The 14919-nt window shown below is 70.3% G+C and carries 11 protein-coding genes; all 11 read right to left on the bottom strand.

Annotated elements, in window-relative coordinates:
- Positions 1 to 2145: phosphoglucose isomerase-related protein (locus QNO09_RS39685; protein ID WP_349636957.1), on the bottom strand; the 2145-nt coding region annotated here is incomplete at its 3' end.
- 183 nt (positions 2146 to 2328) lie between these two features.
- Positions 2329 to 2664: an RNA polymerase-binding protein RbpA gene (locus QNO09_RS10455; RefSeq protein ID WP_003957010.1), complete on the bottom strand. Its 336-nt coding sequence runs from the start codon at positions 2662 to 2664 to the stop codon at positions 2329 to 2331.
- Positions 2665 to 2872: 208 nt separating this feature from the next.
- Positions 2873 to 3109: a preprotein translocase subunit SecG gene (gene secG, locus QNO09_RS10450; protein ID WP_283969821.1), complete on the bottom strand. Its 237-nt coding sequence runs from the start codon at positions 3107 to 3109 to the stop codon at positions 2873 to 2875.
- Positions 3110 to 3234: 125 nt separating this feature from the next.
- Complete coding sequence (gene tpiA, locus QNO09_RS10445) at positions 3235 to 4011, bottom strand: triose-phosphate isomerase (protein WP_283969820.1); 777 nt, start codon at positions 4009 to 4011, stop codon at positions 3235 to 3237.
- Between the two features lie 5 nt (positions 4012 to 4016).
- Positions 4017 to 5228, bottom strand: coding sequence for a phosphoglycerate kinase (locus QNO09_RS10440; protein WP_283969819.1), 1212 nt, complete (start codon positions 5226 to 5228; stop codon positions 4017 to 4019).
- A 144-nt stretch (positions 5229 to 5372) separates the two neighbouring features.
- Positions 5373 to 6380: a type I glyceraldehyde-3-phosphate dehydrogenase gene (gene gap / locus QNO09_RS10435; RefSeq protein ID WP_283969818.1), complete on the bottom strand. Its 1008-nt coding sequence runs from the start codon at positions 6378 to 6380 to the stop codon at positions 5373 to 5375.
- Positions 6381 to 6608: 228 nt separating this feature from the next.
- On the bottom strand, positions 6609 to 9563 hold the full coding sequence (locus tag QNO09_RS10430; protein WP_283969817.1) for a M14 family metallopeptidase: 2955 nt from the start codon (positions 9561 to 9563) through the stop codon (positions 6609 to 6611).
- Positions 9564 to 9728: 165 nt separating this feature from the next.
- Positions 9729 to 10718, bottom strand: coding sequence for a DNA-binding protein WhiA (gene whiA, locus QNO09_RS10425; RefSeq protein ID WP_283969816.1), 990 nt, complete (start codon positions 10716 to 10718; stop codon positions 9729 to 9731).
- Positions 10709 to 11788: a gluconeogenesis factor YvcK family protein gene (locus QNO09_RS10420; protein WP_283969815.1), complete on the bottom strand. Its 1080-nt coding sequence runs from the start codon at positions 11786 to 11788 to the stop codon at positions 10709 to 10711. The genes whiA and QNO09_RS10420 overlap by 10 nt, the downstream gene beginning before the upstream one ends.
- Positions 11785 to 12744 (bottom strand): RNase adapter RapZ, encoded by a 960-nt coding sequence (gene rapZ, locus QNO09_RS10415; RefSeq protein WP_283969814.1) that lies wholly within the window; start codon positions 12742 to 12744, stop codon positions 11785 to 11787. Before rapZ ends, QNO09_RS10420 begins: the two co-directional genes overlap by 4 nt.
- Positions 12741 to 14894, bottom strand: coding sequence for an excinuclease ABC subunit UvrC (uvrC, locus tag QNO09_RS10410; RefSeq protein WP_283969813.1), 2154 nt, complete (start codon positions 14892 to 14894; stop codon positions 12741 to 12743). The genes rapZ and uvrC overlap by 4 nt, the downstream gene beginning before the upstream one ends.
- Positions 14895 to 14919: the final 25 nt, after the last annotated feature.

Below are 14919 nucleotides of genomic sequence, written 5' to 3'. Positions count from 1 at the left end.
GTCCCAGAACTCGAACATGTTGTCGACGTCGATGCCGAAGTCCGCGACCTTCTCGGCGTTCGTCGACAGCGCCACGAAGTGCTGGGCGACGGCGGCGTCGTCACCGAGCGCGTCCAGCAGCCAGGAGCGGGCCGAGGTGGCGTTGGTGACCGTCTCGATGGTGGTGAACGTCTTGGAGGCGATGACGAACAGCGTCTGTGCCGGGTCCAGGTCCCGGATCGCCTCGTGCAGGTCGGCGCCGTCCACGTTGGACACGAAACGCACCGTCAGCGAGCGGTCGGTGAAGGCGCGCAGCACCTCGTACGCCATCGCCGGCCCGAGGTCGGAACCGCCGATGCCGACGTTGACGATGTTCCGGATCCGCTTGCCGGTGTGGCCGGTCCACTCGCCCGAGCGCACCCGGTTCGCGAAGTCCGCCATCTTGTCGAGCACGGCGTGCACTTCCGGCACCACGTTCTCGCCGTCGACCTCGATGACGGCGTCCCGCGGGGCGCGCAGCGCGGTGTGCAGCACGGCCCGGTTCTCGGTGGTGTTGATCTTCTCGCCGCGGAACATGGCGTCCCGGAGGCCGAAGACGTCGGTGGCGGCGGCCAGTTCGCGCAGCAGCCGCAGTGTGTCGTCGGTGACGAGGTGCTTGGAGTAGTCGACGTACAGGTCGCCGACCCGGAGGGTGTACGCGGTGCCGCGGCCGGAGTCGGCGGCGAACAGCTCACGCAACCCGACTTCGCCCAGTTCCTCGCGGTGCTTGGCCAGTGCCGCCCACTCGGACGTCTGGTTGAGCCTGGTGCGGCCGTCTGCGTTCATCTCGGACTTCAGCCTTCTTTCCTGTGCTGCCTGCGTACCTTGCCCCGCTGCCGGTCCCAACCTAATGGAGCCGCCCGTGACATCGGCTGCCGCGGCGCCGTCCACCGGCTCGACAACAGATACGTTCACCTTGCGCACGGGTATCAGCGCGACCACGGCGAGGACGAAGAAGGCGGCCGTGAGCAGCGGCGGCGTGTTCGGCCCCCAGGCGGCGGCGACGGCTCCGCCGAGCAGGGCGCCGACGGGCACCCCGGCGAAGGCCAGGGTCCGGAAGGCCGAGCTGACCCGGCCCAGCAGCCCGGCCGGGCTGCGCTCCTGCATGAGCGTCGTCGTGTTGACGTTCCACACCATGCCCAGAAGCCCGAACACGGCCAGCGCGCCCACCAGCACGGCCAGGCTGCGTACCGTGCCCATGACGACGAGGAGCACGGTCTGCACCGAGCCGGCGAGCAGCACCGACCGCAGCCGGCCGAGCCGCGCCACCATGCGGCCGTTCACCGCTCCCCCGGCCAGGCTGCCCAGGGTGAAGGCGGTGCCCGCCGCCGCGTATCCGGCCGGGCCCGCCCGGAGCCAGTCGGTGACGAGGAGGACGAGCATGGCGAGCTGGGTGCCCATGCCCACGTTGCACAGGGCCGTGGCGGTGCACAGGGCGCGCAGGGCGCGGTCCCGCCACAGGGTGCGCAGGCCCTCCGCGATCTCCCGGCGCAGGGTGCTGCCCGCCGGTCGCGGCGTCGGGTCGGAGGCGGCCGCCGGCAGGGCGGCGATCAGTGCGGCGGCCACGAGGAAGGTCACGGCGTCGACCGCGAACGGCACGGCCGTCCCGGCTGCCAGCAGCAGCGGCACGGCGGGGCCGCCGACGAGGCCGCCCACGATGCGCTGACCGGTCATCAGCCGGGCGTTGGCGCTGCCGAGCGCCTCCCGGTCGACCAGGGCGGGCAGCAGTGCCGTGGCGGCGTTGTCGAACACGGTCTGGAGGGTGGTGAGGGCGACGGCCAGCACGATGAGGAGGCCGATCGAGGCGTGTCCGAGTGCGACGGCCAGCGCGAAGGCGGCGACCAGCAGCCCGCGCAGGGCGTCCACCCTCCACATGGCCCGCCGCTGGTCCACGCGGTCGGCAACCGCCCCGCCGAGCAGGCCGAAGACGATCCAGGGCAGATAGCCACAGGCCGTGACGGAGGCGATGAGGAGCGGATCGTCGGTCAGGGTGACGGCCAGCAGGGGCAGCGCGGCCGTCCGCAGCGCGTCGCCGAAGCTGGACAGCACGGCGGCGCTCCACAGCCGTCCGAAGCCCCCGCGCCACGCGGGCGCGCACGCCGCCCCACCCACCTCGACCGCCGCCACCGCTCCCCCTCCACGGTTCGTCCGATGCACAAACCGTAGGGGGCACCACTGACAATCGGTCGGCGGCGAAGGCCGGGAGGCGGCTCCGGCCGGGCACCCGATGGTGCCCGGCCGGTGTGACGTCCAGGGGGTGTTCCGAAAGTCCGGGTGCCGTGGGTGCTGTGCGGGACTTTCGAAGACCCTCTAGATCTCGCCCCGGAGTTTGGCGAGCGCCTCGGCGAGGATCGCCTCGCCGTCCGCGTCGCTGCGCCGCTCCCGTACGTACGCCAGGTGCGTCTTGTAGGGCTCGGTGCGCGGCGGGTCCGGCGGGTTGTCCCGGTCCTGGCCTGCCGGAAAGCCGCAGCGGGGACAGTCCCAGGTATCGGGCACCTGCGCGTCGCTGGCGAAGCTCGGCTGGGTCTCGTGTCCGTTGGAGCACCAGAAGGAGATGCGCAGCCGCGGCGCGGACTCGCCGCGCTCGGCCTCGCCCATCGGCCCCGCCCCGACCCGGCTTCCCCGGATCGCGTTGCCACTTGCCACGGTCGTAACTCCCTGCGTGATGGTGCCGCGAAGCGAGTCGGCGTTCCGCTTCGCTGCGAGCGCCTCAGTCTACGTAAGGCCCAACGCGCGTCCAGTGATTGGAGTTACAACCCTCACACCTAGACGCAAGCCCCATGATAGGCCGCGCTCAGCTGCGCGTACCGGACATGGGGCCTTACGTACGAGTTCCGTGCGGATTGCGGCTCGGTCAGTTGTTCACCTTCATCAGGATGCCGAGCACGACGATGCACGCGAACCACAGCAGACCGATCACGACGGTGATCCGGTCGAGGTTGCGCTCGGCGACCGAGGAGCCGCCGACGGAGGACTGCATGCCGCCACCGAACATGTCGGAGAGGCCGCCGCCCTTCCCCTTGTGCATCAGCACCAGCAGCATCAGCAGCAGGCTGAAGAAGATCAGGGCGATCGAGAACCCCAAAACCACGGCTGGACCAACTTCCTCGGATTCGGACGGACGACGCGGGGTCCAGCACAGCGCTGGACCCCGCAAGGGTACGACGGATCGTCGCTACGGCATACTCGCGATGCGCCGGGTCGCCTCCGGGGCGCTCACTGGTCGCGGAAGCGCACGATCTTGACGAACTCGTCGGCGTCCAGTGAGGCGCCGCCGACCAGGGCACCGTCGATGTCGGCCTGGGCCATGATCTCCGCGACGTTGCCGGCCTTGACCGAGCCGCCGTACTGGATACGGATCTTGTCGGCCAGCTCCTGCGAGTACAGCTCGGCGATCTTGCCGCGGATCGCCGCGCAGACCTCCTGGGCGTCCTCGGCGCCGCAGACCTTGCCGGTGCCGATGGCCCAGACGGGCTCGTAGGCGATCACGACGGTCTCGGCCTGCTCGGCCGGGAGGTCCTTCAGACCGCCCTCGACCTGGGCGAGGGTGTGGGAGACGTGGTTGCCCGCCTCGCGGACCTCCAGTTCCTCCCCGACGCACAGGATCGGCGTCAGACCGTGCTTGTAGGCGGCCTTGACCTTGGCGTTCACCAGCTCATCGGTCTCGGCGTGGTACTGGCGGCGCTCGCTGTGGCCGATGGCGACATACGTGCACTTCAGCTTGGCGAGCATGGGGCCGGAGATCTCGCCGGTGAAGGCACCGCCGTCGTGCGCCGAGATGTCCTGGGCGCCGTACTTGATCTTGAGCTTGTCGCCGTCGACCAGGGTCTGCACGGAGCGCAGGTCGGTGAAGGGCGGCAGGACGGCGACCTCGACGGCCTCGTAGTCCTTGTCGGCCAGGGCGAAGGCGAGCTTCTGGACGTGCGCGATGGCCTCGAGGTGGTTGAGGTTCATCTTCCAGTTGCCCGCCATCAGCGGCGTGCGCGTGCTCATTGAGTTCAGTCCTCCAGTGCGGCGAGGCCGGGGAGCGTCTTGCCCTCGAGGTATTCGAGGGAGGCGCCGCCACCGGTCGAGATGTGGCCGAATGCGTTCTCGTCGAATCCCAGGATGCGGACGGCCGCGGCGGAGTCGCCACCACCGACCACGGTGAAGGCCTGGGAGTCGAGGAGGGCCTGGGCGACCGCCTTGGTGCCCTCGGCGAAATCGGGGTGCTCGAAGACGCCCATGGGGCCGTTCCAGAAGACGGTGGCGGCGTCGGCGATCTTCGAGGCGTACAGCGTGCGGGACTCGGGGCCGATGTCCAGCCCCATCTGACCGGCCGGCATGGCGTCCGCGGCGACGGTGCCGGGCCGGGCGGGGGCCTTGGTCTTGAGGTCCGGGAACTCCGGCGCGACCACGACGTCCACGGGCAGGACCAGTTCGACGCCGTTCTTCTCGGCGCGCTCGATGTACTCCCGGACGACCGGGAGCTGGTCCTCCTGCACCAGGGACGTGCCGATCTCGTGGCCCTTGGCCTTGAGGAAGGTGAAGACCATGCCGCCGCCGATGAGCAGGCGGTCGGCCTTGCCGAGCAGCTGGTCGATGACGGCGAGCTTGTCGGACACCTTGGCGCCGCCCAGGACGACCACGTAGGGCCGCTTGACGTCGTCGGTCAGCTTCCTCAGCACGCCGACCTCGGTGGCGATGAGGTGGCCGGCGTAGTGCGGCAGGCGGGCCGGGAGGTCGTACACGGACGCGTGCTTGCGGTGCACCGCGCCGAAGCCGTCACCGACGTAGACGTCGGCGAGGGCGGCGAGCTCGTCGGCGAAGGTGCCGCGCTCGGCGTCGTCCTTGCTCGTCTCACCGGCGTTGAAGCGCAGGTTCTCGACGACCGCGACCCGGCCGTCGGCGAGACCGGCGACGGTGGCACGGGCGGACTCGCCGATCGTGTCGGTCGCGAAGGCCACGTCCGCCCCGAGGAGTTCACCGAGGCGCGCGGCGGCCGGGGCGAGGGAGAAGGCCGGGTCCGGGGCGCCCTTGGGGCGGCCCAGGTGGGAGGCGACGACCACCCGGGCGCCCGCGTCGGCGAGGGCCTTGACCGTGGGCAGCACGGCGCGGATGCGGCCGTCGTCGGTGATGCGCGTGCCGTCCAGCGGCACGTTCAGATCGGCGCGGACGAAGACCCGCTTGCCCGCGACCCCTTCGGTGAGGAGTTCGTCGATCGTCTTCATGAGGGGACTCTCCTGAAAGAGCTCGTGAACGCTCGAAAGCGCTCTTGATCGAACAGCTCTGATCTGTACGTGACGCAGGGCTCGGGCGGCGCGTCCTCGCGCCGCCCGAGCCCTGCTGTCACACGGCCGTGCCTGCTCGGTTGATCAGAGCTGGTTGCCGACGAAGACCGTAAGGTCGACGAGGCGGTTGGAGTAGCCCCACTCGTTGTCGTACCAGCCGATGACCTTCACGTTCTTGCCCTCCTGGACCATGGTCAGGGAGGAGTCGAAGGTGCAGGACGCCGGGGCGTTCACGATGTCGGAGGAGACGATCGGGTCCTCGGTGTACTCGAGGATGCCCTTGAGCTCGCCCTCCGCGGCCTTCTGGAAGGCGGCGTTGACCTCTTCCTTGGTGACCTCGCGGCCGAGCTCCAGCACCAGGTCGGTGACCGAGCCGGTCGGGACCGGGACGCGCATGGCCATGCCGTCCAGCTTGCCCTTGAGCTGCGGCAGGACCAGCGCGGTCGCCTTGGCGGCACCCGTGGTGGTCGGAATGATGTTCTCGGCGGCGGCCCGCGCGCGACGCAGGTCCTTGTGCGGGAAGTCCAGGATGCGCTGGTCGTTGGTGTACGCGTGCACCGTCGTCATCAGGCCCTTGACGATGCCGAAGTTCTCGTCGAGGACCTTCGCCATCGGCGCCACACAGTTGGTGGTGCAGGAGGCGTTGGAGATGACGTGGTGGTTCGCCGGGTCGTACGTGTCCTGGTTGACGCCCATCACGATGGTGACGTCCTCGTCCTTGGCCGGAGCCGAGATGAGGACCTTCTTCGCGCCACCGGCGATGTGCTTCTCGGCGTCGGCCTTCTTGGTGAAGATGCCGGTCGACTCGATGACGACGTCGACGCCCAGCTCGCCCCACGGGATGTCGGCGGGGTTGCGCTCGGCGAGCACCTTGATGGTCTTGCCGTCGACCGTGATGGTGTCGGCGGTGTGGGTGACCTCCTGCTTGAGACGGCCCAGGATGGTGTCGTACTTCAGCAGGTGGGCGGTGGTCGCGGTGTCACCCAGGTCGTTGACAGCCACGATCTCGATGTCTGCACCCTGCTCCAGCAGCGCGCGGAAGTAGTTGCGACCGATACGACCGAAGCCGTTGATGCCTACGCGGATCGTCACGAACCGATCTCCTCGTTGGTACGCCGGCCACGAGGTGCCGGCGAGCTCTGTTTGGGATGTCCCCGACCGCCTACGACCCTACCTCTCGTAAGCCCTGGTAGTGACATCCAGATGCCTCATACACGGCAGGGCGGTCCGTACCCGCCAGTAGGGGTACGGACCGCCCACCACCGAGAGCGGGACCACTCGGTTCGGCCAGGGGACGTGTTTCCCTGGCGACCAGGGAAATCACCCGTCCAGGGAAGCGAGCGCCTTCCTCATCAGTGCCGCCCGGTCGGCAGCGCCGCCGACGTGCTCCAGGCCGAAGCCCAGCAGCACGGTGTCGTCCGTGGTGACGGCGCCGTACGTCTGGAACAGGGCGCCGGTGCGTGCCCAGTCCTTCAGGACGGCCGGGCTGCCCTCGGGCGGCCCGGTCACCTTCCAGGCGCCGAGCGAGGTCTCGAAGCCCTCGGTCTCCTTCGCCGTGCCGCCGACGACGAGCGAGGCGTCGTCGGCGAGGACGCCGTGCCCGCCGCTGCCCGGGTCGGTGACGTAGGCGATCGAGACCTCCACCGTCTTGCCGGCGTAGGCGCTCAGGTCGAAGTTCACCTGCTGCCAGCCGCTGGAGGCGCCGGTGAGGCTGTTCCACGTGCCGGTGGTGCCGGTCGCGGTGCAGCCGTCGGCCGCCACGGTCAGGTAGTGCTTCAGCCAGGGGTGCTCGTTGACGTAGAACCCGCCCTCGCACTCCGTGGGCACGGCGCTCCTGGTGGCGCCGCCCGCCTCGGGAAGGGTCGTCCAGTCGTCGGCACCCGTGGTGTGGGCCTCGACGACGGCGTGGTCGTAGCCGGCCTCCGTGTCCCACAGCAGCTGGGTGCGCAAGGTGGGCTTGTCGGCCGCCGTGATGCCGGTGAGGTCCACGGTGCGGGTGAGGCGCTTGTAGGCGTCGTCGGTGTGGACGGCGGCGGCCATCGACGAGCCCGCGAACGGGCCGTACGGGTTGACGGTGCCGGCGAACTGCCCGGCGCCCTCGCTGGCGAACTGCGGGAACTCGTCGGTCCCGAGCTCGTCCGAGGTCACGCTGTAGGTGCCGGCCTTGTCCAGCGGGTTGCCGGGGGCCGCGCCGAGCGGGCTGGTGACGCCGCCCAGCTCGCCGGAGCCGGTGAAGCCGGTCGCCCCGGGGGTGGCGGTACGGGTGTAGGCGCCCAGGTAGTACTGGCTGAAGTCGTTCGACAGCGTGCCACCGCCGAGGTCCACATGGCCGCCGGCCTGCTCACCGGCCTCGATGAGCCGGCCCCCCTCGTTGAGGAAGGCCCGCAGCTGGAGCTGGGTGGCGACGCCCGGGACGCCCTCGCCCGTGTAGTGGACGACGGTGTCGAAGTGGCTCAGCACGCCCAGCGCGTCGGGTGCGCCCCGCTGGGAGACGTCCCAGACGATCGCCTTGCGGCCGCTCGCCTTGAGCGCGTCCACGTACGTCTGCGCCTGCGTGGCGGCCGCGCCCTCCTCGGCGACGACGAGGGTGTTCGCCCGGGGGCGCTCGGCGACGGTGTAGGTGAAGCGCTCGCTGGCGAGCTTCCTGCCGTTCTTCGCCTCGCCGGTGAACCAGACCTCGACCTTGTCGCCCGGCTCGCCGTCCTTGACCTTGGCCCGGTACTCGTCGAAGTAGAGGTTGTCCTCACCGCCGTAGGTCTCGCCGCCCTTCCAGGGCTTGAGCGCCATGTCCAGGGTGCGGCCGCCGTTGACGCGGTACTTGAGCTCCTTGTCGCGCACCGACTTGCGTACGACGACGGAGACCTCCTGGTCGGCACCGCGGGAGTACGACGTGGGGAACGCGGCCGGGGTGAAGTCGGCGGCGTTCAGGCCGACCGACGAGGAGGGCCGGTCGGGACGGGCGGCGGACTCGGCGACGGAGAGCGCGAACGGGACGTTCTTGGCGAACTCCTGCCGGATCAGCCTCTCGTCGTCCGGGAAGGTGAAGACCGACTGGCAGTCGGCCGCCTTCCACGCGTCGTTCGGGTCGAGGTCCGAGACGGTCTGGCAGGTCGACATCTCTGGGGTGAACATGGCCAGCCCGTTGACGTTCGCCGCGTGGCCGTCCGCCTCGCCGTTGGTGGTGTACAGCTCGGAGGACAGCTGCGGGTGGTAGCCGGGGATCGCTGAGTTGTCGGGCGTGCCGGCCAGCGCCTCGTACAGGACGTCGTCCGGGGTGTGCGTGGCCACCTGCCAGCCGACTCCGTAGAGGAGGAGTTCGGCGGCGGAGTGGTAGTTGATGCCGTAGGTGAAGCCGATCCGCTTCTGGAAGGCGTCCAGGGCCTGGGTCTCCGGTTCGGAGTTCGGGCCCCCGCCGCGGTAGGTCTGGCTGGTGGGATTGGGGGACGACCCCTCGTTGTCGTAGCCCCACTTGTAGGCGAAGTTGCGGTTGAGGTCGACGCCGTCACCGGTGGTGATGGTGCCGTCGCCGTTGACGTCCCGCAGGTTCTTGCGCCACTGGCGGTTCGCCGGGTCCGCGAAGGTGAAGTCGTAGCCGTCGGGGTTGGCCGACAGCAGGAACCACAACTCGGTGGAGTCGACGATCTTCTTGACGCGCCGGTCCTTCTTGTAGTTGTCCAGGTAGTGGTGCATCAGACGCCGTGTCATCTCCGGCGTGATCCACTCGCGCGCGTGCTGGGCGGACATGTAGAGGACGGAGGGCTTGGAGCCGTCCTTCGTCCTCTTCGCGCCCTTGGTGAGCTTCAGCGCGAGGATGTCCTGCCCCTTGATGGTCTTGCCGATGGAGACGACCTTGGTGAGGTCCGGGTTCTCCTGTGCGGTGCGCAGGAGTTCCTCCCGCAGACCGCCCTTGCCGCTGTACGGGCGGAACACGCCCTCGGCAGCGTCCTCGACCCGGGCCTCGGCCCGGGCGGAGAGCTCGTGCACGGTGAGGTCGACGCCCTGCTTCTCCAGCTTCTTCGCCTGCTGGTCCGTCAGGTAGACCTCGACGGTCGCGGCGCCCTTCTCGGGGACGCGCTCGCTCAGTTCGTGACCGTCCTGGCCGGCCGCCAGCAGCAGGGGTACCTGCTTGCGGGTGACGTCGGCGCGGAAGACCTTGACTTCGTCCGGATCGGACGGGGTCGAACCACCCGGTTCCGCCTGGGCGATGGGTGCGAAGCTCGCTCCGCCGATCAGGAGCGCGCCGACAGCGAGGATCGATCTCGCTCTACGTCTCATGAACCCCCCTAGCGTGGGTCCGCCACAGCAGCGAACAGATGCCAGGCTCATGACAGTCCATGATCGAGTCAAGGGTGCCTCACCGACACGCGAACACCGGTGACGACCACCCAAGTGGGCGTCGGCACCGGTGTGCTGACGGCTCGTGAGGTCAGGCCGTCGGCGTCAGCCCACGAGATGGTCGGCCAGGTCCTCGCTGAGGTTGGCCTCCGTACCCGGGATGCCGAGGTCGGAGGCACGCTTGTCGGCCATGGCCAGCAGGCGGCGGATCCGGCCGGCGACGGCGTCCTTGGTCAGCGGCGGGTCGGCGAGCGCGCCCAGCTCCTCCAGGGAGGCCTGCTTGTGCTCCATCCGCAGCCGGCCGGCGGCGGCGAGGTGCTCGGGCACGTCGTCGGCGAGGATCTCCAGGGCGCGCTGCACCCGGGCACCGGCGGCAACGGCCGCGCGGGCCGAGCGGCGCAGGTTGGCGTCGTCGAAGTTGGCGAGCCGGTTCGCCGTGGCGCGCACCTCGCGGCGCATCCGGCGCTCCTCCCAGGCCAGCACCGACTCGTGCGCGCCGAGGCGGGTCAACAGGGCGCCGATCGCGTCACCGTCCCGGACGACGACCCGGTCCACGCCGCGCACCTCGCGGGCCTTGGCGGGGATCGACAGCCGGCGGGCGGCACCGACCAGGGCCAGCGCGGCCTCGGGGCCCGGACAGGTCACCTCCAGGGAGGAGGAGCGGCCGGGCTCGGTGAGCGAGCCGTGCGCCAGGAACGCGCCACGCCAGGCGGCCTCGGCGTCGCAGGTGGCCCCCGAGACCACCTGCGGGGGCAGACCGCGGATCGGGCGGCCCCGCCCGTCGACCAGGCCGGTCTGGCGAGCGAGCTGGTCGCCGCCCGCCACCACACGCACCACGTAGCGCGAACCGCGGCGCAGCCCGCCCGGGGCCATCACGATCAGCTCGGAACTGTGTCCGAAGATCTCCAGGATGTCCCGCTTGAGCCGGCGGGCCGCCATCGCCGTGTCCAGCTCCGCCTCGATCACGATCCGACCGCTCACCAGGTGAAGGCCGCCGGCGAACCGCAGAATGGCGGAGACCTCCGCCTTTCTGCAGCAGGTACGGGTGACGGGGAGCCGGGAGATCTCGTCCTTCACCGCTGCCGTCATCGCCATGGGCCGATCCTTCCATGCATCCGAAAAATACGGTCGTACGCGGCGGCCAACAGCTCCGGGTCGTGCCTCGGGGTGCCGTCGGGCCGGGCCACCGGCGCCAGCTCGACCGCGGCCCCGAACCGCTTGGCGGCATCGGTCAGGGAGTCGCGGTCGGGCACGGCGGCCTCGTCGGCCAGCACCACGTCCAGGGCGAGTTTAGGGGCGTGTCGTCCCAAAACCTCCAAATGACGCTGCGGGGAGAAGCCCTCGGTTTCTCCGGGCTGCGGCGCGAGGTTCAGGGAGAGTACCCGGCGGGCCTTCGTCTGCGAGAGCGCGTCCAGCAACTGGGGTACGAGCAGGTGCGGAATGACCGAGGAGAACCAGGAGCCGGGGCCGAGCACCACCCAGTCCGCGTCGAGGACGGCCTGGACCGCCTCGGGCACGGCCGGCGGGTCGCACGGCACCAGGTGCACGGACTGCACCTCACCCGGGGTGAGGGCGACGGTCGCCTGGCCGCGGACCGTGTCGACCTCCTCCGGGCGGGCCGGGTCGTGGCCCTTGACCAGGGCCTGGAGCTCCAGCGGCACGGCGGACATCGGCAGCACCCGCCCCTGGGCGCCCAGCAGCCGCCCGACCAGGTCGAGGGCTTGGACATGGTCGCCGAGCTGCTCCCACAGGGCGACGATCAGCAGATTGCCGACCGCGTGCTCGTGCAGGTCGCCCTTGGACTGGAAGCGGTGCTGGATGACCCGGGCCCAGGTCTGGCCCCAGTCGTCGTCGCCGCACAGCGCGGCCAGCGCCTTGCGCAGGTCGCCGGGCGGCAGCACGCCGAGCTCGTCGCGCAGCCGGCCGCTGGAGCCGCCGTCGTCGGCCACGGTGACGACGGCGGTGAGGTCACCGGTGATCCGGCGCAGCGCGGCGAGCGAGGCGGACAGGCCCATGCCGCCGCCGAGGGCGACGACCTTGGGCTGGGTGCCCCGGCGGCGCGGTCTGCCGCCCCGGGCCTCGGCGGGCCGGCCGCCCTTGCCGCCCGTGTTGCCCTCGGGCACCACCCGGCGCAGCCGGCTCAGCCGCGGAGTACGTCGTGTCATTCGCGTCCCATGTCCCGGTGTACGACCACCGTCTCCACACCCTCGGCGGCGAGCCGGGCGGCGAGCCTCTCCGACATGGCGACCGAGCGGTGCTTGCCGCCCGTGCAGCCCACGGCGATGGTCACATAGCGCTTGCCCTCACGGCGATAGCCGGTGGCGACGAGCTGGAGGAGCTCCGTGTAGCGGTCGAGGAACTCCTTGGCGCCGGGCTGGTTGAAGACGTAGCCCGACACCTCCTCGTTCAGGCCTGTGTAGGGGCGCAGCTCCGGGACCCAGTGCGGGTTCGGCAGGAAGCGGCAGTCGACGACGAGGTCGGCGTCGACCGGCAGGCCGTACTTGTAGCCGAACGACATCACCGTGGCCCGCAGCTCCGGCTCCTCCTCGCCGGCGAACTGGGCGTCCATCTTGGCGCGCAGCTCGTGCACGTTCAGGCTGGAGGTGTCGATCACCAGGTCGGCGTCCCCGCGCAGCTCGCGCAGCAGCTCGCGTTCGGCGGCGATGCCGTCGACGATGCGGCCGTCGCCCTGGAGGGGGTGCGGGCGGCGGACCGACTCGAAGCGGCGGACCAGGGCCTCGTCGGAGGACTCCAGGAAGACGATCCTCCGGGTGACGTTCTTCGCCTCCAGGTCGGCGAGGGACTCGCGGAGGTTGTCGAAGAAGCGGCGGCCGCGCACGTCGACGACGACGGCGATCCGCGCCACATTGCCCTGGGAGCGGGCGCCGAGCTCCACCATGGTGGGGATCAGCGCGGGCGGCAGGTTGTCGACGACGAACCAGCCGAGGTCCTCCAGGCACTTCGCCGCCGTGGACCGCCCGGCTCCGGACATGCCGGAGATGATCACCAACTCGGGGATGGCCGCTTCCGGGACCGGGGCCTTCTCGTTGGGCGTGCCCGTACTCACCTGTGCTCCGTCTCCGGTTTGTTCTTGCTGCCCGTGGTGCTCGTTCACATTCATGTCTCCTGCCCCCGTCGTTCGTCCGGGGCTCCCGTCGTCACGGGTTCCCCACTGGAACCCATGGTGCCGGGTTCCTCCTCCATGATCTCTCCAGTCGCCGTGTTGACGGCGGGTGCGGCCGGGGCCGACCGGGCGAGTGCCACGGCGATCGTCTCGGCCGTCTTGCGGCCTATGCCGGGGACCTCGCAGATCTGGTCGATGGTGGCGGATCGCAGTTTCTTCAACGAGCCGAAGTGCTTCAGCAGTGCCTGCTTGCGCGTGTCCCCGAGACCGGGGACGTCGTCCAGGGGGCTGGAGCGGAAGCGCTTGGACCGCTTCGTGCGCTGGTAGCTGATCGCGAACCTGTGGGCCTCGTCACGCACGCGCTGGAGGAGATACAGGCCCTCGCTGGTGCGGGGCAGGACCACCGGGTCGTCGTCGCCGGGCAGCCAGACCTCCTCCAGGCGCTTGGCGAGGCCGCAGACGGCGATGTCGTCGATGCCGAGCTCGTCCAGGGCGCGCCGGGCGGCGGCGACCTGGGGGGCGCCGCCGTCCACGACCACGAGCTGGGGCGGGTAGGCGAACTTCTTGGGACGGCCGTCGTCCTCGGTGAGGGTGTTCGCGCTGGTGAGGGTGTCCGTACCGGTGACTGCGTCCGTACCGGCGAGGGTGTCCCCACTCGTGAGGGAGCCCTCGTGCCCGGCGGCCTCACCGTTCCCGGTGCTCGCGGCGCTCCCGGCGGCCTCGCCGTCGGCCCACTCGCCCGTCTTCTCCTTCTCGGCGAGATAGCGCCGGAAGCGGCGGGTGATCACCTCGTGCATCGAGCGAACGTCGTCCTGCCCGGCGAAGCCCCTGATCTGGAAGCGGCGGTACTCGCTCTTGCGGGCGAGCCCGTCCTCGAAGACGACCATGGAGGCCACGACGTCGTCACCCTGGAGGTGGGAGATGTCGTAGCACTCGATCCTGAGCGGGGCGCTGTCCAGTTCGAGGGCGTCGGCGATCTCCTCCAGGGCGCGTGAGCGCGTGGTCAGGTCGGAGGCGCGCTTGGTCTTGTGCAGCACGAGCGCCTGCTGGGCGTTGCGCTGCACGGTCTCCATGAGCGCCTTCTTGTCGCCACGCTGCGGGATGCGCAGGGAGACGCCCGAGCCGCGCCGCGTGGTGAGCCACTCCTGGACGGGCTCGACGGGGTCGGGCAGGGCCGGGACCAGGACTTCCTTGGGGACGGCGTCCCCCGTCTCCTCGCCGTACAGCTGCTGCAGCGCGTGCTCCACGAGGGCGCCGGTGGTGATCTCCTCCACCTTGTCGGTGACCCAGCCGCGCTGGCCGCGCACCCGCCCGCCGCGCACGTGGAAGATCTGGACGGCCGCCTCCAGCTCGTCCTCGGCGACCGCGATCAGGTCGGCGTCGGTCGCGTCGGCGAGCACGACCGCGTTCTTCTCCATGGCCCTCTTCAGGGCCTCGATGTCGTCACGCAGCCGGGCCGCCCGCTCGTACTCCATGTCCTCGGCCGCTTCGCCCATCTGCTTCTCCAGGCGGCGGATGTACGTGTTCGTGCGGCCGGTCATGAAATCGCAGAACTCGTCGGCCAGTTCCCGGTGCTCGTCGGCGGAGACGCGGTCCACACAGGGGGCCGAGCACTTGCCGATGTAACCGAGGAGGCAGGGGCGGCCGGTGCGGGCGGCGTTCTTGAACACGCCCGCGGAGCACGTACGCACGGGAAAGACGCGCAGCAGGAGGTCGACCGTGTCGCGGATCGCCCACGCGTGCGCGTACGGCCCGAAATAGCGGACGCCTTTCTTCTTGTGACCGCGCATCACCTGCACGCGTGGGTACTCCTCGTTCATCGTCACCGCGAGGTACGGGTAGCTCTTGTCGTCGCGGTACTTGACGTTGAACCGGGGGTCGTACTCCTTGATCCACGAGTACTCCAGCTGGAGCGCCTCGACCTCCGTGGACACCACCGTCCACTCCACGGACGCGGCCGTGGTGACCATGGAGCGGGTGCGCGGGTGCAGGCCCGCCAGGTCCTGGAAGTAGTTCGCCAGGCGCTGGCGCAGGCTCTTGGCCTTTCCGACGTAGATCACCCGGCGGTGCTCGTCACGGAACCTGTACACCCCCGGTGAGTCGGGGATCTCACCCGGTTTGGGGCGGTAGCTGGAGGGGTCGGCCATGTCTCACACCCTACTGGCGAGCACC

Origin of the sequence: Streptomyces sp. 378 (assembly GCF_030124145.1) — a bacterium.
Taxonomy (GTDB): domain Bacteria; phylum Actinomycetota; class Actinomycetes; order Streptomycetales; family Streptomycetaceae; genus Streptomyces.
This window is presented reverse-complemented; position numbering and strand designations above follow the sequence as displayed.

Bases quoted from the DNA above. Each gene is read 5' to 3' on its own strand.
- tpiA (WP_283969820.1), bottom strand. From the start codon at position 4,011: ATGAGCACGCGCACGCCGCTGATGGCGGGCAACTGGAAGATGAACCTC.
- QNO09_RS10440 (WP_283969819.1), bottom strand. From the start codon at position 5,228: ATGAAGACGATCGACGAACTCCTCACCGAAGGGGTCGCGGGCAAGCGG.
- QNO09_RS10430 (WP_283969817.1), bottom strand. From the start codon at position 9,563: ATGAGACGTAGAGCGAGATCGATCCTCGCTGTCGGCGCGCTCCTGATC.
- whiA (WP_283969816.1), bottom strand. From the start codon at position 10,718: ATGGCGATGACGGCAGCGGTGAAGGACGAGATCTCCCGGCTCCCCGTC.
- QNO09_RS10420 (WP_283969815.1), bottom strand. From the start codon at position 11,788: ATGACACGACGTACTCCGCGGCTGAGCCGGCTGCGCCGGGTGGTGCCC.
- rapZ (WP_283969814.1), bottom strand. From the start codon at position 12,744: ATGAATGTGAACGAGCACCACGGGCAGCAAGAACAAACCGGAGACGGA.
- uvrC (WP_283969813.1), bottom strand. From the start codon at position 14,894: ATGGCCGACCCCTCCAGCTACCGCCCCAAACCGGGTGAGATCCCCGAC.